22 protein-coding genes are annotated in these 21,761 nt (G+C 70.8%); 5 read left to right on the forward strand and 17 right to left on the reverse strand.

Translation table 11 applies throughout. The annotated features are described in order from the left end of the window. Positions 1-98: 98 nt before the first annotated feature. From AB0M97_RS05295 to AB0M97_RS05310, 4 genes are all read right to left on the reverse strand, one after another. Positions 99-2,669 (reverse strand): ATP-binding protein, encoded by a 2,571-nt coding sequence (locus tag AB0M97_RS05295; protein ID WP_365959384.1) that lies wholly within the window; start codon positions 2,667-2,669, stop codon positions 99-101. Between the two features lie 261 nt (positions 2,670-2,930). Next, positions 2,931-3,254, reverse strand: coding sequence for an STAS domain-containing protein (locus tag AB0M97_RS05300; RefSeq protein WP_365959385.1), 324 nt, complete (start codon positions 3,252-3,254; stop codon positions 2,931-2,933). A gap of 179 nt (positions 3,255-3,433) precedes the next feature. Continuing rightward, a complete protein-coding gene (locus AB0M97_RS05305) occupies positions 3,434-4,282 on the reverse strand; it encodes a 3-hydroxyacyl-CoA dehydrogenase family protein (protein ID WP_365959386.1) in 849 nt (282 codons plus the stop codon). A 95-nt stretch (positions 4,283-4,377) separates the two neighbouring features. Then, a complete protein-coding gene (locus AB0M97_RS05310) occupies positions 4,378-4,599 on the reverse strand; it encodes a DUF397 domain-containing protein (protein WP_365959387.1) in 222 nt (73 codons plus the stop codon). On the opposite strand from AB0M97_RS05310, the gene AB0M97_RS05315 reads away from it, so the two are divergent. Both AB0M97_RS05315 and AB0M97_RS05320 read left to right on the forward strand, forming a co-directional pair. Then, complete coding sequence (locus AB0M97_RS05315; protein ID WP_365959389.1) at positions 4,598-5,260, forward strand: 1,4-alpha-glucan branching protein; 663 nt, start codon at positions 4,598-4,600, stop codon at positions 5,258-5,260. The genes AB0M97_RS05310 and AB0M97_RS05315 overlap by 2 nt on opposite strands. Before the next feature lie 76 nt (positions 5,261-5,336). Next, positions 5,337-5,909, forward strand: coding sequence for a cob(I)yrinic acid a,c-diamide adenosyltransferase (locus tag AB0M97_RS05320; RefSeq protein ID WP_365959390.1), 573 nt, complete (start codon positions 5,337-5,339; stop codon positions 5,907-5,909). Here AB0M97_RS05320 and AB0M97_RS05325 read toward each other — a convergent pair. Beyond that, on the reverse strand, positions 5,906-6,451 hold the full coding sequence (locus AB0M97_RS05325; protein ID WP_365959391.1) for a hypothetical protein: 546 nt from the start codon (positions 6,449-6,451) through the stop codon (positions 5,906-5,908). The two genes, AB0M97_RS05320 and AB0M97_RS05325, sit on opposite strands and share 4 nt — an antisense overlap. A gap of 152 nt (positions 6,452-6,603) precedes the next feature. On the opposite strand from AB0M97_RS05325, the gene AB0M97_RS05330 reads away from it, so the two are divergent. The 3 genes from AB0M97_RS05330 to AB0M97_RS05340 all read left to right on the forward strand — a co-directional run bounded on the left by AB0M97_RS05330 (position 6,604) and on the right by AB0M97_RS05340 (position 10,364). Next, complete coding sequence (locus tag AB0M97_RS05330) at positions 6,604-7,776, forward strand: histidine kinase (RefSeq protein ID WP_365959392.1); 1,173 nt, start codon at positions 6,604-6,606, stop codon at positions 7,774-7,776. Then, positions 7,773-8,414 (forward strand): response regulator transcription factor, encoded by a 642-nt coding sequence (locus tag AB0M97_RS05335; RefSeq protein WP_365959393.1) that lies wholly within the window; start codon positions 7,773-7,775, stop codon positions 8,412-8,414. Before AB0M97_RS05330 ends, AB0M97_RS05335 begins: the two co-directional genes overlap by 4 nt. A 120-nt stretch (positions 8,415-8,534) precedes the next feature. Continuing rightward, complete coding sequence (locus AB0M97_RS05340) at positions 8,535-10,364, forward strand: glycoside hydrolase family 18 chitinase (RefSeq protein WP_365959394.1); 1,830 nt, start codon at positions 8,535-8,537, stop codon at positions 10,362-10,364. An 18-nt stretch (positions 10,365-10,382) separates the two neighbouring features. On the opposite strand, the gene AB0M97_RS05345 is transcribed toward AB0M97_RS05340, so the two are convergent. From AB0M97_RS05345 to glyA, 12 genes are all read right to left on the reverse strand, one after another. Then, on the reverse strand, positions 10,383-10,829 hold the full coding sequence (locus AB0M97_RS05345) for a DUF2550 domain-containing protein (RefSeq protein WP_365959395.1): 447 nt from the start codon (positions 10,827-10,829) through the stop codon (positions 10,383-10,385). A 128-nt stretch (positions 10,830-10,957) separates the two neighbouring features. Further along, entirely contained in the window at positions 10,958-11,332 is a 375-nt protein-coding gene (locus AB0M97_RS05350) for a F0F1 ATP synthase subunit epsilon (protein WP_365959396.1), read from the reverse strand. A gap of 111 nt (positions 11,333-11,443) precedes the next feature. After that, a complete protein-coding gene (gene atpD, locus AB0M97_RS05355) occupies positions 11,444-12,880 on the reverse strand; it encodes a F0F1 ATP synthase subunit beta (protein WP_365959397.1) in 1,437 nt (478 codons plus the stop codon). Further along, a complete protein-coding gene (locus AB0M97_RS05360) occupies positions 12,880-13,800 on the reverse strand; it encodes a F0F1 ATP synthase subunit gamma (protein ID WP_365959398.1) in 921 nt (306 codons plus the stop codon). Before AB0M97_RS05360 ends, atpD begins: the two co-directional genes overlap by 1 nt. A gap of 21 nt (positions 13,801-13,821) precedes the next feature. Next, positions 13,822-15,411, reverse strand: coding sequence for a F0F1 ATP synthase subunit alpha (atpA, locus tag AB0M97_RS05365; RefSeq protein ID WP_365959399.1), 1,590 nt, complete (start codon positions 15,409-15,411; stop codon positions 13,822-13,824). Between the two features lie 124 nt (positions 15,412-15,535). Then, the gene (locus AB0M97_RS05370) at positions 15,536-16,357 is read right to left on the reverse strand and encodes a F0F1 ATP synthase subunit delta (RefSeq protein ID WP_365959400.1); all 822 of its coding nucleotides are present in this window, start codon (positions 16,355-16,357) and stop codon (positions 15,536-15,538) included. Continuing rightward, positions 16,354-16,902 (reverse strand): F0F1 ATP synthase subunit B, encoded by a 549-nt coding sequence (locus AB0M97_RS05375; protein WP_365959401.1) that lies wholly within the window; start codon positions 16,900-16,902, stop codon positions 16,354-16,356. Before AB0M97_RS05375 ends, AB0M97_RS05370 begins: the two co-directional genes overlap by 4 nt. 38 nt (positions 16,903-16,940) lie before the next feature. Beyond that, entirely contained in the window at positions 16,941-17,177 is a 237-nt protein-coding gene (atpE, locus tag AB0M97_RS05380) for an ATP synthase F0 subunit C (RefSeq protein WP_093768138.1), read from the reverse strand. A gap of 76 nt (positions 17,178-17,253) precedes the next feature. After that, positions 17,254-18,024 (reverse strand): F0F1 ATP synthase subunit A, encoded by a 771-nt coding sequence (atpB, locus tag AB0M97_RS05385; RefSeq protein WP_365959653.1) that lies wholly within the window; start codon positions 18,022-18,024, stop codon positions 17,254-17,256. Positions 18,025-18,297: 273 nt separating this feature from the next. Continuing rightward, on the reverse strand, positions 18,298-18,735 hold the full coding sequence (locus AB0M97_RS05390; RefSeq protein ID WP_365959402.1) for a hypothetical protein: 438 nt from the start codon (positions 18,733-18,735) through the stop codon (positions 18,298-18,300). Positions 18,736-19,032: 297 nt separating this feature from the next. Continuing rightward, positions 19,033-20,316, reverse strand: a complete 1,284-nt coding sequence (locus tag AB0M97_RS05395) for an MraY family glycosyltransferase (RefSeq protein ID WP_365959403.1) — start codon at positions 20,314-20,316, stop codon at positions 19,033-19,035. A gap of 129 nt (positions 20,317-20,445) precedes the next feature. Beyond that, positions 20,446-21,684: a serine hydroxymethyltransferase gene (gene glyA / locus AB0M97_RS05400; protein ID WP_365959404.1), complete on the reverse strand. Its 1,239-nt coding sequence runs from the start codon at positions 21,682-21,684 to the stop codon at positions 20,446-20,448. Positions 21,685-21,761: the final 77 nt, after the last annotated feature.

The raw sequence follows: 21,761 nt of genomic DNA on the forward strand, positions 1-21,761 counted from the left end.
GGCCGAGCAGCCGCAGCCGCGGGCAGTCGTGCCGCTGGGGCGGCACGGGTGGGCGCAGCGGCACCTGGTGGCGCCGAGCCGCGCCAACCCCGCGACGGTCAGATCATCGGCGGTGAACTGCTCGACTCGCTCGCGCTGGCGCTGCCGGCCGGCGCGCTGGCCGAGTCGGACGTAGAAGGTTCAGTCGTCGTCGTCGGAGAGGAGCTGGGCGTCTCCGACGGAGTCCCGCTGGGCGTGTGCGACGGCGGCTTCGGCGTCGTCGGCGGCTTGGTGCTCGTAGGCGGCCTGCTGCTGGCCGGGGGCTTGGTCGTCGCCGGCGGCTTCGTGGACGACGCCGGCCCACTGGGCCTCCGCGACCCGCTCGGCGTCCCCGACGGTTCCCGCGACGAGGACGCCGACGGCGTGGGATCGTCGGCCGTCCCCACGGTCCCGTCGGGCCCCGGCGCGGTGGGCCGACTGGTCGCCTCCCCGGTGTCCCCGGCGTTCTCCGGCGTGTCCGCGCCCAGGCTCCCGTCGTCGATGCCCTGGCTGGCGGAAGGATTGACCCCCACGTCGTCGGACGGGTCCTCCGGGTCGTTCCCGGACGTGGCCCCCAGCGTCACCACGGTCCCGAGCACGGCGACGAGCAATGCTCCCGCCCCGCCCGTGACGAGGTTGCGCCGGGCGAAGCCCCGGATGCCGCCCTGCGGCTTCCGGGACGCCGCGAAGCCCTTCGGGGCCCGGTGCCTGACGCCCCCCGGCACGACATCGGCGGGCGGCTGAAGCGACGGGAAGGCCACCGGCGTGCCACGCGACGGCGACTCCGTGTCCGCCGCATCCTCCCCGGTGGTCCCGGCCATCCCGCCCAGCCCGCCCATCGCGAGCGCGAAACCGGGCGCGATGCCGGACCGGTCGGAGACCAGCGCCAGGGCACGCCGCCCGGCGACAGTGCCGCGCTTGTCGGAGAGCGCGCCGCGCAGCCCGATGGACGCCTCCAGTTCGGCGCGGGCCCGGTCGTACTGCCCGCCGCACAGCGCGAGGACGCCGAGTTCGTGGTGGAAGTAGGCCTGTTCGGCGACGTCACCGGCGAGCCGGGCGGCCTCGGCGCCGGACCGCAGGGCCCGCTCCCAGGCCCCCCAGTGCAGTCCCGCCGCGAACGCGGGCGCCGCCGTACGGGCCAGCTGCACGGCGATGGTCCCCTCGCCGCCGCCGGCAGCCGTACCGGACGGCGAGGTGGGCGCGGTGGTGAGCGGCGCGAGAACACCGAGCGCGGCGAGCAGCACGTCGGCCTCCACGCACACCCGCTCGGGCGTGACCGAGGGGTGCCCGGCCCACCAGGCGTAGTGGTGGGCGACCGCGCGGGCCCGTTCCTCGGCGTCGTCGGCGTATCCGGCGGCCTCCAGCTGCGCCGGCACCCCGGCGGCGAGCCGGTAGCGGGAGCCCACCGGGGAGACCAGCCCGCAGGCGGCCAGCTCGCCGAGTGCGGCGTCGGCGTGGGTGTCGCCCACGAGGGCGGGCAGATGCGACGGGTGGGGCACCTCGCCGCCGAGGGCGACGGCGAAGCGCAGGGTGGCGCGCGCGGAGCCGCTCAGCCGGGCGGCGAGCAGCGGCGCGGGCGCGGCGGCCTCGCCGAGCGAGGGCAGGTAGATCTCGTCGGCCCCGCCGGGCCAGACGGGCAGGTCGTCGGACCGGGCGTCCCAGGTCGGCAGGTCGTCGGACCGGGCGTCCCCGAAGACGCCGTGCTCGTCCGCGGCACGGCTGTCGGCGCGCAGCCGGTCCCGCTGCCGCAGCAGGGCGCCGGCCTGCACGAAGCGCAGCGGCAGGCCCTCGGACTCGAACCACAGGTCGCCGGCCCAGTTGGACTCGTCCTCGGTGAGGGGGCGCCCGAGGGCGCGCTCCAGCAGGTCGAGCCCGGCGGCCCGTTCCAGACCGGCGAGGGCGACCTCCTCGATGCCGGACTCGGCGGACGGGGCGGGCACGTCCGGGGTGGCCGACATCAGGATGGCGCACTCGGGGGTGGCGTCCAGCAGCTCGTCGAGCCCGGCGCCGCCGAACTCGATGTCGTCGATGACGACGACGGCGCCGATCTCCCGGACGAGGGCCACCAGTTCGTCTCGTTCCGGGCGGTGCAGGGGCGCGTGGTGGACGGCGTGGAAGAGGTCGTGGAGGAGTTCGTCGGCGGTGCGGTGGAAGCCGCTGAGGCGTATGACGCCGTCGGGGGCGAGGTCCGCGCAGTCGTCGGCGACGACGTCGAGGAGGCTGGTGCGGCCGGAACCGGCGGGACCGGTGAGGCGTACGGAACGGCCGCGGGCGAGGAGCCGGACGAGGTGTTCGCGTTCCTCCTGGCGCTGGAGGAGCGGCAGGGCGGGCCGCGGGGGGCCCGGTGGCACGGGCGGCCTGGCGGCGCGGTCGCGCTGCGCGCGTTCGGCGGCGGTGTACTTGCGGGGTGGCCCTGGTCGTTCCCCGGGCGGGCAGATCTCTATCTCGCTGCCGTCGACGGGGTTGACGGTGAGCAGGTGCTCGCCCGTGACGAGCTGCACCGTGCGGGCGAGCGCGGGTGCGTGCTGGGCGGCCGGCGTGACGGATTCCCTGGGCGGACGCTGGCGGGACGCGTGACCGTCGCCGTCGTGGCCATGACCGTGGCCGTGAACGTGACCGTGGTCCTCGGGTCCCCGGTTGTTCGGGTCCATGGGTTCAAGCCCCCCAAAAGCGTCGTGTGCTGTGTTGCCCTTCCCGGCCTTGCCGCACACCGCGCTGTCGCTTCTGGTCCGGGCCCGCTCGTAGGGTGCAGGGCAGCGGGCAGCCGAACCTTAAACCTTCGCCCAGTGTCTCCGACAGCCCGGGGTCCCGCGCCGCCCGAGACGTCACAGTCTCGTGAGGATTGACCCCGCGTCGTTTCGCCGGTGCTCGTCCGGGTCTCCCCGGTGGCCCGCTTCACACCCCTCGGGGTGTCACACCCGGGGCAGGGACTCCACGGCGAGGCCGCCCTCGATCGCCAGGATGCGGTGCAGGCGGGTGGCGACCAGCAGGCGCTGCATCTGCGGCGGTACGCCGCGCAGCACGAGCCGTCTGCCGCACCGGCCGGCCCGCCGGTGGGCCCCCATGATCACACCGAGTCCGGTGGCGTCCCAGGAGTCCAGCTCGGACAGGTCCAGCACGAGGTCGCCGACTCCGTCGTCGACGGCCGCGTGCAGGGCCGTTCGGGCGTCCGCCGCGCTGCGGACGTCGAGGCGGCCCCCGACGACCAGCTCGGCGTGGTCGCCCCTGATGTGCATATGCGCTCCCGTGCGTGCGTCTCGTGCTCCGCGGATGTGGGTTCCAGTGTGGTGCCGGTGATGCAACCTCTGACGGCGCCAAGCGGCCGGAGGTTGCCGTCTGTAAGCGAACCGATACCGAATTCACCCTCGGGTGTGACCCTCGGAGGGTTTCCACGGCTTCGGACGCTTGACGGACCTCAGTGCTTGTAGAAGCCCTGCCCGCTCTTGCGGCCGATGTCACCGGCGTCAACCATCCGGCGCATCAGCTCCGGCGGAGCGAACTTCTCGTCCTGGGACTCGGTGTAGATGTTGCTGGTGGCGTGCAGCAGGATGTCGACGCCGGTCAGGTCCGCCGTGGCGAGCGGGCCCATCGCGTGGCCGAAGCCGAGCTTGCAGGCGGTGTCGATGTCCTCGGCGCTGGCGACGCCCGACTCGTACAGCTTCGCGGCCTCGACCACGAGGGCGCTGATGAGCCGGGTGGTCACGAAGCCGGCGACGTCGCGGTTGACGACGATGCAGGTCTTGCCGACCGACTCGGCGAACTCCCGCGCGGTGGCGAGGGTTTCGTCGCTCGTCTTGTACCCGCGGACCAGCTCGCAGAGCCGCATCATCGGGACCGGCGAGAAGAAGTGCGTGCCGACGACGCGCTCCGGGCGCTCCGTCACCGCCGCGATCTTGGTGATGGGGATGGCGGAGGTGTTGGAGGCCAGCACGGCGTCCTCGCGGGTGAGCTTGTCGAGCGCCCGGAAGATGTCGTGCTTGACGTCCAGCTTCTCGAAGACGGCCTCCACGACGACGTCGGCGTCCGCGACGGCGTCCAGGTCGGTCGTGGTGGTGATGCGCCCGAGGGCGGCGCCGGCGTCGTGCGCCTCCATCGTGCCCTTGCTGACGAACTTGTCGTACGACGCCTTGATGCCGTCCGTCCCGCGCGTCAGTGCCTCGTCGGTGACGTCGCGCAGAACGACGTCCCAGCCCGCCTGCGCGGAGACCTGGGCGATGCCGGAACCCATGAGACCGGCCCCGATGACGGCGAGCTTCCCTGCCACTGCGACTCCCCTGATACGCGCTGTGCTACTGCCTCTCGGCCGGACATTAGCGTCAGTGAGCGCCGCTGTGACGGCTTAGTAACGCGCGTCACGTCTCACATGACGGACATCACACCACCGAGGAACACGGCCCAGGTGGCGTGGCCCACAACGAGGTGGGGGGCGGCGGGGGTTCCGGAGTCGCGGAGGTGGACGGCGCAGACCAAGAAGCGGGTGATCGGGGGGTGTTTGGGCCCTCGCGGCACCATGATGGCCAACAGAAGGCGAACCGCGTCATCTCTTCGCTCACCCGTCCACCGGAGGGAACCTCTCGGCATGGCCGTGATCCACCGCACCACCCTTGAGCCGACCAAGCTGGAACTGCTGACCGCCTGGCTGCCGACGCGCCCCTGGTACCACGGGGGCGCGGGGGAACCGGAGCTGACCAAGGCCGGGGGTTTCCGGCTCGACGACCCGGAGGGGGAGGTCGGCCTGGAGTTCCTGGTGGTCACCGACGCCGCGGGGCCCGAGCCGGCCGCCTATCTGGTGCCGCTCACCTACCGGGGCGCTCCGCTGGACGGCGCCGAGCACGCGCTCGTGGGCACCGCCGAGCACGGGGTGCTGGGCAGGCGGTGGGTGTACGACGGCTGCCACGACCCGGTGCTGGTGCGGGAGTTGGCGGCGCTGATCGAGGGGCGGGCCGAGGCGCGGGCGCAGGACGTCACCGACGCGCCCGACCGGGAGGTCACGCGCGCGTACGCCGGTGAGGACCCGGTCCCGTCGGAGTTCACCGCGGTCGGCGACACGGAGGAGGACACCGAGCTGTCCACGCCGGACGGCACGACGCTGCGCGTGCTGCGCACCCCGCGGCCCGCTCCGGACGGCACGCCGCTCGCCGAGCCGGGGGCGGCGGGCCATGTCGCGGGCGCGTGGGACCTGCCGGACGGCACACGCGCCCGGGGCCTGTTCTTCGTGCTGCGCACCACCCCGGGGGAGTAGCCCGGCGGCCGTTCCCTGTCCGTGACGGTCCGCACACAGCCGCCCCCGGCCGCCCGGGTGAAACTACGCTGGCCCCATGGTCAATCTGACGCGCATCTACACCAGGACCGGCGACCAGGGCACCACCGCCCTCGGGGACATGAGCCGGGTCGCCAAGACCGACCTGCGGATCGCCGCGTACGCCGACGCCAATGAGGCGAACGCGGTGATCGGCACGGCGATCGCGCTGGGCGGGCTGGCGGAGGAGGTCGTCAAGGTCCTCGTCCGCGTCCAGAACGACCTGTTCGACGTGGGCGCGGACCTGTCGACGCCGGTCGTGGAGAACCCGGAGTACCCGCCGCTGCGGGTCGAGCAGTTCTACATCGACCGGCTGGAGGCGGACTGCGACCGGTTCAACGAGCAGCTGGAGAAGCTGCGGTCCTTCATCCTGCCGGGCGGCACGGCGGGCGCGGCGCTGCTGCACCAGGCCTGCACGGTCGTCCGGCGCGCCGAGCGGTCCACCTGGGCGGCCCTGGAGGTGCACGGCGAGACGATGAACCCGCTCACCGCCACCTACCTCAACCGCCTCTCGGACCTGCTGTTCATCCTGGCCCGCACGGCCAACAAGGAGCAGGGCGACGTGCTGTGGGTGCCGGGCGGGGAACGCTAGCGCGGCTTCGCCGGCTCCCGCTTCGGGAACAGGGTGTAACTGCCCGCGATGATCAGGTTGATGACGATCAGCCACACCATCCTGCTCTGCCACGCCCGCAGTGAGCCGGTCTCGCCGTCGTCGCCGACGTACCACACCGCTGCCTGGAGCAGCGCGATGGCGACGACGGCCGCGACGATCCAGCGGCCCGCCGTGCGCCACTCGTGGGCGGCGCGGGCCATGCCGTACTTCGGCGGCCTCACCGGCGGCGGGCCGTCCGCGAAGCGGTGCGCGACCCGGGCGTCCGCCCACTTGATCGTGGCGTGCCCGAGCCCGACCGTGAAGCCGATGTAGACGGCGGCCAGGCCGTGCTTCCAGTCGGGCTCGGCGCCGTTCTTCAGGTCGATCGCCGTCACCGTGAACAGCACGACCTCCAGCAGTGGCTCGCACAGCAGCAGCGCCAGCCCGGTACGCGGCATGCGCAGCGCGTAGCGGAAGGCCAGCCCGGCCGCCAGCAGCACCCAGAAGGCCACCTCGCAGGCGACGATCAACGCGACGATCACGACTCGCTCCCTTCGGTCACCCTTCCAGGCTCCCGTCGGGACACGGCGGGATCGTCGTCGGCGGTGACGAATCCCGGCTGCATCCTTCGATGTAGTCGCGGACCGTCCGCGAGGATCAGGCGCGCGGCGCCCGGCGCGTGTTGGATGGTGCCATGGCCGTACGACTCCCCCGCCCGCACCGCCTCGACGTGTGGGCCGCGCTGGCCGGCCTGCTCGGCGGGCTCGCACTGTGGGGCCTCGGGCTGGCCATGCGCCCGGCCGGCGAGGCGACCGTGCTGTGGCCGGGCCGCTGGCCGATCCTGCTGCCGCTCGCGGTCACGGCCGCCTGCGAGCTGCTGCGCCGCACCGCCCCGCGCACCGCGCTGCTGGTGGGCACGGCCGCGATCACCGGGGACCTGATGACGCAGGGCTCCCTGGCCACGGTCGTGATGTTCACCGACCTCATGTACGCCGCCGTGCTGTACGGCACGCCCGCCGCCGCCCGCCGCATCCCGCGCACCACCGGGCTGCTCACCCTCGTCGCCACCGTCGTGCCGTACGCGGCGTGGCGGGATCCGGAGGCGCTGCTGATCGGCGCGGCCGTCGGCGTCGTCGCGTTCGCGCCCGCCTCGACGGGGCTGATCGTCCGCAACCACCGGGAGGCCGCCGACGCAGCGCGGCTGCGGGCCGAGCAGACCGCGCTGCTGGCCGAGACGGACCGCGTGCAGGCGGTGACCGCGGAACGCGCCCGCATGGCGCGCGAGCTGCACGACATGGTCGCCAACCACCTCTCGGCCATCGCCATCCACTCCACGGCCGCGCCGTCCCTCGACGACCCCGGCACCTCCCGGGAGGCGCTCGCCGTGATCCGCGAGAACAGCGTCGCCGGACTGGACGAGATGCGCCGGCTGATCGGCATCCTGCGCGACGGCGCCGCCGACCGTGAGCCGGCCGCCACACCCACCCTGGACGGGCTCGGCGCGCTGGTCGCGGGCGCCCGCGCCAACGGCCTGGACGTGCGCCTGGACGCCGTGTGCGAGGCGGTGCCGGCGCCGGTGGAGCTGGCCGCGTACCGGATCGTGCAGGAGTCGCTGACCAACGCCCTCAAGCACGCCGCTCCCGGTCCCGTGCACGTCCTGCTGCGGCAGACCGGCGGCACCCTCGACATCCGCGTCACGAGCCGCCGCGGCGACAGCGACGGGCCGCGCGCCCCCGGTTCCGGTGCCGGGCTGGTCGGCATGCGGGAGCGGGCCGCGCTGCTCGGCGGCACGTTCACCGCGGGGCCGGACGGCGCGCTGTGGACCGTACGCGCCGCCCTCCCCCTCACCGAAGGAGAACCCGCATGATCCGCGTCCTCGTCGCCGAGGACCAGTCGGCCGTACGCGCCGGCCTCGTCCTGATCCTGCGCAGCGCCCCCGGCATCGAGGTGACCGGTGAGGCGGCCGACGGCGAGCAGGCGGTGGCGCTGGCCCGGGAACTGCGGCCGGACGTGGTGCTGATGGACGTGCAGATGCCGCGGCTGGACGGGGTGTCGGCGACGCGGCGGATCGTCGCGGAGGAGCTGGCCGACGTGCTGGTGCTGACCACCTTCGACCTGGACGCGTACGTGTTCGGGGCGCTCCGGGCGGGCGCGGCCGGTTTCCTGCTGAAGAACACCGAGGCGCGCGACCTGATCGAGGCGGTGCGCACGGTCGCCCGCGGCGAGGGCATCGTCGCCCCGGCCGTCACCCGGCGGCTCATCGCCGAGTTCGCGGCGAAGCCGGTGCGGCAGGCGCGGGCCGATCCCACCGTGCTGGAGGACCTCACCCGGCGCGAACGCGAAGTTCTGTCCTGCCTCGGTGAGGGGCTGTCCAACGCGGACATCGCGGGGCGCCTGGACATGGCCGAGGCGACGGTGAAGACGCACGTCAGCCGCCTGCTGGGCAAGCTCGGGCTGCGCAGCCGGGTGCAAGCCGCGGTGCTTGCGCGGGAGTTGGGGATCTAGCAGGACAAGCACGACACTGGTCCAGACCTATTGACCTCTGGTCCAGACCTTTCTATTCTCGCGGCACTGCGGGCCTGATGGCTCAGTCATGCCCCCGACAACCCCATAAGGAGGCGCATCGTGCGCTTCAGACACCGAGTCGCCGCGGGACTCGCAACCCTGGCGCTCCCGTTCGCCGGACTGGTGGGACTCGCCAGTCCCGCCCAGGCGGCCACTTCCGCCACCGCCACCTACGCCAAGACCCAGGACTGGAACACCGGGTTCGAAGGCAAGTGGACGGTCAAGAACACCGGCACCACGACGATCAGCTCCTGGACCGTCGAGTGGGACTTCCCCACCGGCACCTCCGTCACCTCCGCCTGGGACGCCGACGTCACCTCGTCCGGCAACCACTGGACGGCCAAGAACAAGGCCTGGAACGGCTCCCTCGCCCCCGGCGCCTCGATAACGTTCGGCTTCAACGGCTCCGGCACCGGCTCCCCCAGCAACTGCAAGCTCAACGGCGGCAGCTGTGACGGCGGCGGCACGGTCCCCGGCGACGCGGCGCCCTCCGCCCCCGGCACCCCCACCGCCTCCGGCATCACCGACACCTCGGTGAAGCTCAGCTGGGCCGCGGCCACCGACGACAAGGGCGTCAAGAACTACGACGTGCTGCGCGGCGGCACCAAGGTCGCCACCGTCACGTCGACCTCGTACACGGACACCGGCCTGACCGCCGGCACGGACTACTCCTACAGCGTCCAGGCCCGTGACACCGCCGACCAGACCGGCCCCGTCAGCGGCTCCGTCAAGGTCCGCACCACCGGCGGCAGCACCGACCCCGGCCCGCAGCCCGGCGCCAAGGTCAACCTCGGCTACTTCACCGAGTGGGGCGTCTACGGCCGCAACTACCACGTCAAGAACCTGGTGACGTCCGGTTCGGCCGCCAAGATCACGCACATCAACTACTCGTTCGGCAACGTCAAGAACGGTCAGTGCACCGTCGACGACACCTTCGCCGCGTACGAGAAGGCCTACACCGCCGACCAGTCCGTCAGCGGCACCGCCGACACCTGGGACCAGCCGCTGCGCGGCAACTTCAACCAGCTCCGCCAGCTGAAGGCGAAGTACCCGCACATCAAGGTGCTGTACTCCTTCGGCGGCTGGACCTACTCCGGTGGCTTCGGCCAGGCCGCGGCCAACGCCGCCGCCTTCGCCAAGTCCTGCAAGGCCGTCGTGGAGGACCCGCGCTGGGCCGACGTCTTCGACGGCATCGACATCGACTGGGAGTACCCGAACGCCTGCGGCCTGACCTGCGACACGTCCGGCTTCGCGGCCTTCAAGACCCTCTCCCAGGCCCTGCGCGCCGAGTTCGGCCCGAACTACCTGGTCACCGCCGCCATCACCGCGGACGGCTCCAACGGCGGCAAGATCGACGCGGCCGACTACGGCGGCGCCGCGCAGTACCTCGACTGGTACAACGTCATGACGTACGACTACTTCGGCGCCTGGGACAAGACCGGCCCCACCGCCCCGCACTCGCCGCTCACCTCGTACACCGGCATCCCGAAGGAGGGCTTCAACTCCGCCGCCGCCATCGCCAAGCTCAAGGCGAAGGGCGTCCCGTCCGCCAAGCTCCTGCTCGGCATCGGCTTCTACGGCCGCGGCTGGACCGGCGTCACCCAGTCCGCGCCCGGCGGCACCGCCACCGGCCCGGCGGCCGGCACCTACGAGGCGGGCATCGAGGACTACAAGGTCCTCAAGACCGCCTGCCCCGCCACCGGCACCATCGCCGGCACCGCGTACGCCCACTGCGGCACCAACTGGTGGTCCTACGACACCCCGGCCACCATCGGCACCAAGATGACCTGGGCCAAGAACCAGGGCCTCGGCGGCGCCTTCTTCTGGGAGTTCAGCGGCGACACCAGCAACGGCGAGCTGGTCACCGCCATCAGCAACGGACTCAAGTAGGACTCGTAAGCGCCGGCACTAGGCCACATTGACGCGCTGACCGGGCGGGGCTGCCTCAAGCCACGCGAGAAAACCGGTCAGCGCGTCGTCGCTCATGGCGAGTTCCAGACGCGTCCCCCGGTGCAGACAGGCCAGCACCACATGGTCGGCCAGCAGCGCCAGCTCCTCCTCGCTCTCCGGAACACGGCGGCCGGCCACCTCGATCGCCGAACGCTCCAGCACGCGGCGCGGCCGCGGGGCGTAGGAGAAGACGCGGTACCACTCCACGCGGTCCCCGTTGTACCGGGCCACCCCGTACGCCCAGCCCTTGCTGCTGGAGTCGCCGTCCTCGGGCGCGTCCCAGCGCAGGCTGCAGTCGAAGGTGCCCCCGGACCGCTGGATGAGTCTGCGGCGCAGGCCCAGGAGGAAGAGCGGCAGCACGCCAAGGACGACGACGATTCCGCACACAGTCAGAGCGAGGACCATCGGCACCGACCTCCTCGTCTCCTAGATAACGGAACGTAAAAAACACCCAGATCTGCCTCAGCCGCGGCCGGCTCCGGATCGCTCCGGTGCCGGCCGCGGCTGAGTGAGATCACAGCACAGCGCTTGGTTCAGCGCGCGGCCGCCGCCCGCAGTCGGACGTCCGCGCGGCGCTCCGCGGAGGCGTCGGCCTCCGACTTGGCGCGCTCGAGCGCCCGCTCCGCGCGCTGGACGTCGATCTCGTCCGACAGCTCGGCGATCTCGGCCAGCAGCGACAGCTTGTCGTCCGCGAACGAGATGAAACCGCCGTGCACCGCGGCGACGACCGTTCCACCATCACTCTTGCGGATGGTCACCGGGCCCGACACCAGCACACCGAGCAGCGGCTGGTGACCGGGCATGACGCCGATGTCGCCGGACGTGGTGCGCGCGACGACCAGGGTGGCCTCGCCGGACCAGACCTGGCGGTCTGCGGCGACCAGCTCGACGTGCAGCTCAGCAGCCAAGGGTGGCTCCTCGGGTCACCACCCGGCGGGACTGCCGGGTGTTGGTTACAAGTCTAGTGGGCGTGAGTGAGGGGGCAGGACGCACCCGCCCCCTCACCAAGAGCGCGAGGCTCAGGAGACGCCCAGCTCCTTCGCGTTCTTCTTCAGGTCCTCGAGACCGCCGCACATGAAGAACGCCTGCTCGGGGAAGTGGTCGTACTCACCGTCGCAGATCGCGTTGAACGCGGCGATCGACTCGTCCAGCGGCACGTCCGAGCCGTCCACGCCGGTGAACTGCTTGGCGACGTGGGTGTTCTGGGACAGGAAGCGCTCCACGCGGCGGGCACGCTGGACGACCAGCTTGTCCTCCTCGCTGAGCTCGTCGATACCGAGGATCGCGATGATGTCCTGGAGGTCCTTGTACTTCTGCAGGATCCCCTTGACGCGCATGGCGCAGTCGTAGTGGTCCTGCGCGATGTAGCGCGGGTCCAGGATGCGGGACGTGGAGTCCAGCGGGTCCACGGCCGGGTAGATGCCCTTCTCGGAGATCGGACGGGACAGCACCGTCGTCGCGTCGAGGTGGGCGAAGGTGGTGGCCGGGGCCGGGTCGGTCAGGTCGTCCGCGGGGACGTAGATCGCCTGCATCGAGGTGATCGAGTGACCGCGGGTCGAGGTGATGCGCTCCTGGAGGAGACCCATCTCGTCGGCCAGGTTCGGCTGGTAGCCCACCGCGGAGGGCATGCGGCCGAGCAGGGTCGACACCTCGGAACCGGCCTGCGTGAAGCGGAAGATGTTGTCGATGAAGAACAGCACGTCCTGCTTCTGGACGTCACGGAAGTACTCGGCCATGGTCAGGCCGGCCAGCGCGACGCGCAGACGGGTGCCCGGGGGCTCGTCCATCTGACCGAAGACCAGGGCGGTCTTGTCGATGACGCCCGACTCCGACATCTCCTCGATGAGGTCGTTGCCCTCACGGGTGCGCTCACCGACACCGGCGAACACGGAGACACCGTCGTGGTTGTTGGCGACGCGGTAGATCATCTCCTGGATGAGCACCGTCTTGCCGACGCCGGCACCACCGAACAGACCGATCTTTCCACCCTTGACGTACGGGGTGAGAAGGTCGATGACCTTGACGCCGGTCTCGAACATCTCGGTCTTCGACTCGAGCTCGTCGAAGTTCGGCGCCTTGCGGTGGATGGACCAGCGCTCGCCCTCGTAGGTCTCGTCGACGTTCAGCACCTCACCGAGGGTGTTGAACACCTTGCCCTTGGTGAAGTCGCCGACCGGGACGGTGATGCCCGTGCCGGTGTCGGTGACCGTGGCCTGGCGCACCAGGCCGTCGGTGGGCTGCATGGAGATGGTGCGGACCAGGCCGTCGCCCAGGTGCTGGGCGACCTCGAGGGTCAGCGTCTTCTTCTCGCCCGCGTTCGCCGGGTCGGCGACCTCGACGTGCAGAGCGTTGTAGATCTCCGGCATCGCGTCGACGGGGAACTCCACGTCGACGACCGGGCCGATGACCCGCGCGACGCGGCCCGTCGCCGTGGCCGTCTCAACAGTGGTGGTCATTAGTTGTCACTCCCCGCGGTCGCGTCGGCCAGGGCACTCGCGCCACCGACGATCTCGCTGATTTCCTGGGTGATTTCGGCCTGGCGGGCCGCGTTGGCAAGCCGGGAGAGCGTCTCGATGAGCTCTCCGGCGTTGTCTGTGGCCGACTTCATCGCGCGCCGCGTGGCGGCGTGCTTCGAAGCGGCCGACTGGAGCAGCGCGTTGTAGATCCGGCTCTCCACGTAGCGCGGCAGCAGGGCGTCGAGGACGTCCTCCGCCGAGGGCTCGAAGTCGTACAGCGGACGGATCTCGCCCTGCGGCGCCGCCGTCTCCTGCGCGGCCTCGTCGAGGCTGAGCGGCAGCAGGCGGTCGTCCATCGCCGTCTGCGTCATCATCGAGACGAACTCGGTGAAGACGATGTGGATCTCGTCCACGCCGCCGTCGGCCGTGTCCTTCGTGATGGCCTCGATCAGCGGAGCCGCGACCTTCTTGGCGTCCGCGTACGTCGGCTCGTCGGTGAAGCCCGTCCACGACTCCGAGATCTTGCGCTCACGGAAGTTGTAGTGGGAGACACCGCGCCGGCCGACGATGTACGTGTCGACGTCCTTGCCCTCGCGCTCCAGCCGCTCGGTCAGCCGCTCCGCGGCCTTGATGGCGTTGGAGTTGAAGGCACCGGCCAGACCGCGGTCGCTCGTCAGGAGCAGCACCGCGGACCGGGTGACCGTCTCGGCCTGGGTGGTCAGCGGGTGCTTGGTGTTCGACCCCGTGCCGACCGCCGTGACCGCGCGGGTCAGCTCGGTCGCGTACGGCGTGGAGGCCGCCACCTTGCGCTGCGCCTTGACGACGCGCGAGGCGGCGATCATCTCCATCGCCTTGGTGATCTTCTTGGTCGCGGTGACGGATCGGATGCGACGCTTGTAGACCCGGAGCTGAGCTCCCATGAGTCAGGTCCCTTCCTTACGTCACTTGGCGGCGGACGGGGCGTCCTCGCCGAGCAGCTTGCCGTCCGAGGTCTCGAACTGCTTCTTGAACTCGGCGATCGCGTCGGCGACGGCGGTGAGGGTGTCGTCCGACATCTTGCCGCCCTCCCGGATGGAGGTCATGAGGCCCTGCTCCTTGCGGTGCAGGTACTCCAGCAGCTCGCGCTCGAAGCGGCGGATGTCGTTGACCGGGACCTCGTCCATCTTGCCGGTCGTGCCGGCCCAGATGGAGACGACCTGGTCCTCGGTCGACATGGGCTGGTACTGCGCCTGCTTCAGCAGCTCGACCATGCGCTGACCGCGCTCCAGCTGCGCCTTCGACGCGGCGTCCAGGTCGGAACCGAAGGCGGCGAACGCCTCCAGCTCACGGAACTGGGCGAGGTCCACGCGCAGACGGCCGGAGACCTGCTTCATCGCCTTGTGCTGGGCGGAGCCACCGACGCGGGAGACCGAGATACCGACGTTCAGGGCCGGGCGCTGGCCGGCGTTGAACAGGTCGGACTCCAGGAAGCACTGGCCGTCGGTGATGGAGATGACGTTGGTCGGGATGAACGCCGAGACGTCGTTGGCCTTGGTCTCGACGATCGGCAGACCGGTCATCGAACCGGCGCCCATGTCGTCGGAGAGCTTGGCGCAGCGCTCCAGCAGACGGGAGTGCAGGTAGAAGACGTCACCCGGGTAGGCCTCGCGGCCCGGCGGGCGGCGCAGCAGCAGCGACACGGCGCGGTAGGCGTCGGCCTGCTTCGACAGGTCGTCGAAGATGATCAGGACGTGCTTGCCCTCGTACATCCACTGCTGGCCGATGGCCGAGCCGGTGTACGGCGCCAGGTACTTGAAGCCGGCCGGGTCGGACGCCGGGGCGGCGACGATGGTCGTGTACTCCAGCGCGCCGTTCTCCTCCAGGGCGCGGCGGACCGACGCGATGGTCGAGCCCTTCTGGCCGATGGCGACGTAGATGCAGCGGACCTGCTTCTTCGGGTCGCCCGAGCGCCAGTTGTCGCGCTGGTTGATGATCGTGTCGACGGCCAGGGCGGTCTTGCCGGTCTGGCGGTCGCCGATGATCAGCTGACGCTGGCCGCGGCCGATCGGGGTCATGGCGTCGACGGCCTTGTAGCCGGTCTCCATCGGCTCGTGCACCGACTTGCGCTGCATGACCGTGGGGGCCTGCAGCTCGAGGGCGCGGCGCCCGGACGTCTCGATCTCGCCGAGGCCGTCGATCGGGTTGCCGAGCGGGTCGACCACGCGGCCGAGGTAGCCCTCGCCGACCGCGACGGAGAGCACCTCGCCGGTACGGGTGACCGGCTGCCCCTCCTCGATACCGCTGAACTCGCCGAGGACGACGCAGCCGATCTCGCGCTCCTCGAGGTTGAGGGCGAGACCGAGGGTGCCGTCCTCGAACTTCAGCAGTTCGTTGGCCATGGCCGAGGGGAGACCCTCGACCTTCGCGATGCCGTCGCCGGCAAGGGTGACCGTACCGACCTCCTCGCGCGAGGCCGCGTCCGGCTTGTACGCCTGGACGAAGTTCTCCAGCGCGTCCCGGATCTCCTCCGGCCGGATCGTGAGCTCCGCCATCTGGGTTCCCTGCTCTCCTTGTTGGGCCCGAAGTTTCACTTGGGGGGTCTGGGGGCGACCCCCAGGAATCCTCTGCACGGCCCAACCAGGGCCGTAAGTACACGTACTGCTTATGAAGTTGCTGTCAGCCCGCCATGCGGCGGCCGGCGTCCTCGATGCGGTCCGCGAGGGAGCCGTTGATCACCTCGTCGCCGACCTGCACCCGGATCCCGCCGAGGACCGCGGGGTCCACGTCGAGGTTGAGGTGCATCTGGCGGCCGTAGAGCTTGGCCAGGACACCGCCCAGGCGCTGCTTCTGCGCGTCGCTCAGCGGAACGGCGGAGGTGACGACGGCCACCATGCGGTTGCGGCGGTCGGCGGCGAGCTTGGACAGGGACTCGAGTCCCGCTTCCAGGCTACGTCCCCGCGGCGCGGTGACGAGGCGCGTGACCAGACGCTCGGTCGTCGCGTGGGCCCGCCCGCCCAGCAGGCTGCGCAGCAGCCCGCTCTTGGCCGAGGTGGTGGCCTTGCGGTCGGTCAGCGCGGCGCGCAGCTCGGTGCTGGAGGAGACGATCCGGCCGAACCGGAACAGCTCGTCCTCGACGTCGTCGAGCGCGCCGGCCTTCTGCGCGGCGGTGAGGTCGGCGATGTCGGCCAGCTCCTCCAGCGCGTCCACCAGGTCGCGGGAGCGCGACCAGCGGGAGCGCACGGTGCCGGACACCAGGTCGGCGGTCGGGCCGCCGACCTGGCCGCCGATCAGGCGCTGCGCCAGTTCGGCCTTGGCCTCGCCGGCCTGCGCCGGGTCGGTCAGGACCCGACGCAGCGACACCTCGCGGTCGAGCAGCGCGGTGACGGCGGCCAGCTCGTCGGCGAGCTGCGCCGCATCCACGGACGTGGAGTCCGTCAGCGCGTCGAGACGCTCCCGTGCGGCTGCCAGGGCCTCGCGGCTCGCTCCGTGAGCTGTCATCGGGCGGCCTCGGCCTTCTCCTCGAGCTCGTCGAGGAAGCGGTCGATGACGCGGCTCTGCCGGGCGTGGTCCTCGAGGGACTCGCCGACCAGCTTGCCGGCCAGCGTGGTGGCGAGCCGGCCGACGTCCTGGCGCAGCGAGGACGCGGCGGCCTTGCGGTCGGCCGCGATCTGGGCGTGACCGGCGGCGACGATCTCCTCGCGCTGCCGCTGGCCTTCCGCGCGCATCTCGGCGATGAGCGCGGCGCCCTGCTCCTGCGCCTCCTGGCGCAGACGCGCGGCCTCGTGCCGGGCCTCGGCGAGCTGGGCCTTGTACTGCTCCAGCACGCTCTGGGCCTCGGTCTTCATGGCCTCGGCCTCTTCGATACCGCCTTCGATCGCCGCGCGGCGCTCCTCCAGAACCTTGTTGATGTTCGGAAGCAGCTTCTTCCAGAAGAAGAAGAACACGATGGCGAAGGCGATGGTGCCGACGAGCAGCTCGGGGCCCGGAGGAACGAGCGGGTTCTGCTCTTCCTCGGCCGCCAGCTGTAGCAGGTTGGCGATCACATCAATGCCTTTCGTCGATGCGTGTCAGTAAGAAGTGATCACTTACCGAACACGAACGGCATAACGATGCCGATGAGGGCGAGCGCCTCACAGAACGCGAAGCCCAGGATCTGGTTGGCGCGGATCAGGCCGGCGGCCTCGGGCTGACGGGCCAGGGCCTGGGTGCCGTTGCCGAAGATGATGCCGACGCCGATGCCGGGGCCGATGGCGGCGAGGCCGTAGCCGATGGAGCCGAGCGAACCGGAGACAGCGGCGAGGGTCTCAGTGGCAGCCATGCTGAATCTTCCTTCTCTTTCATGGACCGGCGGGGGTTGGCCACCGGACGTCTTGGGGCGTTGGGGCGTTGGGTGCTCAGTGGTGCTCGGCGAGAGCGCCCTGGATGTACGAGCAGGCGAGGAGCACGAACACGTACGCCTGGACGGCCTGCACGAAAAGCTCGAAGAGGATCATGACCATCGTCATGACGAAGGAGACGCCGGCCGCCGGGATCATCCAGCTGTTGAGCAGGTACCAGGAGGCGACGGTGAACATGACCAGCATCAGGTGGCCGGCGAACATGTTCGCGAAGAGCCGGACGGCGTGCGTGAACGGCCTGACCAGTGTGTTCGAGAAGAACTCGATGATCACGACGAGCGGCAGCACCGCGCCGAGCGACTTGTCGTAGCCGGTGAGGTTCTTGAAGCCGCCGACGAAGCCGTGCCGCTTGAAGGTGAGCGTCATCCACAGGACGTAGACGACAAGCGCGAGGACCATCGGGTAGGCGATGATCGACGACACCGGGAACTGGGCCAGCGGGATCACGGACCAGATGTTCATGATCCAGATGAAGAAGAACAGCGAGACCATGAGGGGGACGTACTTCTCGCCCTCCTTCTTGCCGAGGGTCTCGTAGACGATGCCGCGGCGGACGAAGTCGTAGCCGGCCTCACCGATCATCTGCAGCTTGCCCGGCACCACCTTGGCCTTGCCGAAGGCCGCCCAGAAGAAGCTGACGACGAGGAGGGTGGTGATGAGCGCGAGCAGCATCACCTTGTTGAACTCGAACCCGCCGACGGTGGCGATCGGCTTGAAGAGGAACGAGTGCAGGCCCGGAGCCGGAAAACCACACCCGTTGTCGGACATGATCCGACAGCTCCAGTCAAAGGCGAGCTGGGTCTGGTCAGCACTCACCGCGGGCTCCTTCGGCGTGACGCATAGGTACGGCAACCTCGTTGTGTCGGCGCGGCACGCAGCCGCGGGTCGGCACCGGACAGGTGTTACGGATGTGGGGGCGGCTGAGGGGCTTCGAGCCTCGCGATGGAGCAGGCGTCAGCTCGGATGCCCGCGCCCGCGATGCCGCAGTTGGCACCGGACGATAGCAGGACTTCCGAAGGCTCTTTATCGCGCCCCTACTCGTCACGACGGCGGCCCTGTCTTCTCGGGCTTCTCACTCTTCGCGGAGTCGGGATCGATGTAGAAGATCTTGGCCTTCATGTGCGCCCGGGCCTGCGCGGCCATCCACACGACGGTGGCGACGACCAGCGCGAGCGCGAACGCCTTCGCGTGGAAGAGCGAGGTGTCCTTGAAGAGGGCGACGAAGATCAGAAGCAGCAGGAGCTGGGCGACGTAGAGCATCAGCCCCATGGCCTGGAACAGCTGCGGAAGCGTTTTGGCCGTCCACTGCAGGACGTACAGGCCGATGCCCATGAACAGGATGGCCAGCACCGCCCCGACCGCCGCACCGAGCGCACCCTTGCCGCCGGCCACCACACCACTGACGGCGACGGCAACCGCACCGGCAGCGGCTGTGGGCACAGCACACTGCAGAAGGTTCCGGACGTCGTTGGAGGGCATGGCGGCAACTCCGCTTTCACAGGGGGCAGGGTGTCGTCATGGACGAGCGTAGTCCCGGGCCGAGGGTGGAGATCTCACGCGAATGGACCGTCGCACTGCGGTCCTTCGACTCTGTCCCGGGTTCTCGTGAACGGTATCACAAACTATTTGATGAGGTCTTTACCTACTGGGTGTGCTGGCAGTCACACATGAGAGTGAACGCGCGCGTCTGTGCAGAATCTCGGGCGGCTTGCCTGGTAATGGGCGGTTTGCACCCCCATCGATGTCTCACGACTTGGCAATGCTCTAGTCAGATTCTTACCTTGGGTGCGACCGGGCCCCGATGGCGGTCGCGCCGTTGACGGTGAGTCCGGCGCCGACCTTGGGGCGCTCCTCCTCTGCCGCCACCGGGTGCGCGGGCGCCTCCTCGGGCTCGGGGCGCCGGTAGCGCGGCGGCACGAAGCGGTACGCCCAGCGCGGGGCCCGCGGCGTGAAGCGGGGCAGCAGCAGGAGCACCAGGCCGATCGTGCTGAGGAACACGATGCCGAGGACGATCCACATGGACGCCGAGTTGACGGAGTAGGCGAGCGCCCCGCACGCGATCAGCGCCGACCAGAAGTACATGATCAGCACCGCTCGGCTGTGCGAGTGGCCGATCTCCAGCAGCCGGTGGTGCAGGTGACCCCGGTCCGCCGCGAACGGCGACTGGCCCCGCCAGGTGCGGCGCACGATCGCCAGGATCAGGTCCGCCGCCGGGATCGCGATGATCGTCAACGGCATCAGCAGCGGGATGTAGACCGGCACCATCTGGTGCACCGAGTTGCGCTCCGACCCGGTGAACAGGTTCATCAGGTCCGGGTCCACCTGGCCCGTCACCGAGATCGCGCCCGCCGCCAGCACCAGCCCGATCAGCATCGAGCCCGAGTCGCCCATGAAGATCCGCGCCGGGTGCATGTTGTGCGGCAGGAAGCCCAGGCACATGCCCATCAGGATCGCCGCGAACAGCGTGGCCGGGGCCGCCGCCTCGATGCCGTACGAGTACCAGATCCGGTACGCGTACATGAAGAACGCCGCCGCCGCGATGCACACCATGCCCGCCGCGAGCCCGTCGAGCCCGTCCACGAAGTTGACCGCGTTGATCGTGATGACCACCAGCGCCACCGTCAGCAGCGTGCTCTGCCACTGCGTGAGCGCGACCGTGCCGACGCCCGGCACCGGCAGCCACAGGATCGTCAGGCCCTGCACCACCATCACGCCCGCGGCGATCATCTGCGCGCCCAGCTTGATCAGGGCGTCGATCTCGAACTTGTCGTCCAGGACGCCGATCAGCCAGATCAGGGCGGCACCCGACAGCAGCGCGCGCGGCTCGTTGGAGTTCTCGAAGACCTCGTTGAGATTGGTCAGGTGGTCCGCGACCAGCAGTCCCGCGCACAGCCCGAAGAACATGGCGATACCGCCGAGCCGCGGAGTCGGTTCCCGGTGCACGTCCCGTGCCCGGATCTCCGGCATCGCTCCCGCCACGATCGCGAACTTCCGTACCGGCCCTGTCAGCAGATACGTCACCGCGGCCGTGATGCAGAGCGTCAGCAGGTATTCACGCACGGGCTTCCCCACAGGTCTCGCCGGCCATTCCAGCCCCACACCCTAGCGAGCGACGCATACCGGTAGGGACTTCCGGGTAGCGACGATGGTTGCACGTGTGGCGGTGCACGCCGGTTCACCTACCCCGCGTCACGCCGGATACGGCGGGAAACCCGCGGTCAGGTCCCGCACCTCGGCACGCGCTCCCGTGGGCTCCAGGTCGCCCCGCAGCACTCCCCCGACCAGCGCGGCCACGCGCCCCATCTCCGGCTCCCGCATGCCCTGCGTGGTCACCGCGGCCGTGCCGAGCCGCAGGCCACGGGTGTCGCCGTGCGGCAGCACACAGCAGTCCAGCACGATTCCGGCCGCCGCCAGCCGGCCCCGCGCGGTGCGCCCGTCGACGCCGAGGGGGCCCGGGTCGGCGGTCAGCAGGTGGGTGTCCGTGCCGCCGGTGGTGACGGCGAGGCCCTCCGCGGCCAGCGCGAGCGCCAGCGCCCGGGCGTTGGCGACGACCTGACGCGCGTACCGGGCGAAGTCCTCCGTCGCCGCCTCCCCGAAGGCGACCGCCTTCGCCGCGATGGTGTGCATCTGCGCACCGCCCTGCGTGAAGGGGGACACGGCCCGGTCGACCCGCTCGGCCAGTTCGCCGCGGCACAGCACCATCCCGCCGCGTGGCCCGCGCAGCACCTTGTGCGTGGTCGCGCAGACGATGTCCGCGTACGGCACCGGACTGGGCGCCGCCTTCCCGGCCACCAGCCCGATGGGGTGCGCGGCGTCCGCGACGAGGTAGGCGCCGGACTCGTCGGCGACCTCGCGGAAGAAGGCGTAGTCGATGTGGCGCGGGTAGGCGATCGACCCGCACACGATCGCCTTGGGGCGGTGCGCGCGGGCCAGGGCGCGCACCTGGTCGTGGTCCAGCAGGCCGGTCTCCGCGTCCACGCCGTAGCCGACGAAGTCGAACCAGCGGCCGGAGAAGTTCGCGGGCGAGCCGTGCGTGAGGTGCCCGCCGTGCGCAAGGCCGAGCGCCAGCACGGTGTCGCCGGGGCGCAGCAGCGCGGCGTACGCGGCGAGCACCGCCGACGAGCCCGAGTGGGACTGGACGTTGGCGTGCTCGGCGCCGAACAGGGCCTTGGCCCGCTCCACGGCGAGGCGCTCGGCGACGTCGGCGATCTCGCAGCCGCCGTGGTACCGGGCGCCCGGATAGCCCTCCGCGTACTTGTTGGCCAGCGGCGAGCCGAGCGCGGCCAGCACGGCCGGCGAGGTGAAGTTCTCGGCGGCGATCAGCTGGAGCGTCGTCGACTGCCGGTCCCGCTCGCCGAGCAGCACGTCGGCGAGCTCGGGGTCCTGGCGGCGCAGGACATCGGCCTCGATGGCAGGGGTGACCGTCATGGTGGGCTCCGGGGGCGTCGACGGTGACGTACGTCCAATGTAGGCCCGGCGGTCCGCGCACGCCCGTGGTGGCAGAC

This window comes from Streptomyces sp. NPDC051207 (assembly GCF_040682395.1).
Taxonomy (GTDB): Bacteria; Actinomycetota; Actinomycetes; order Streptomycetales; family Streptomycetaceae; genus Streptomyces.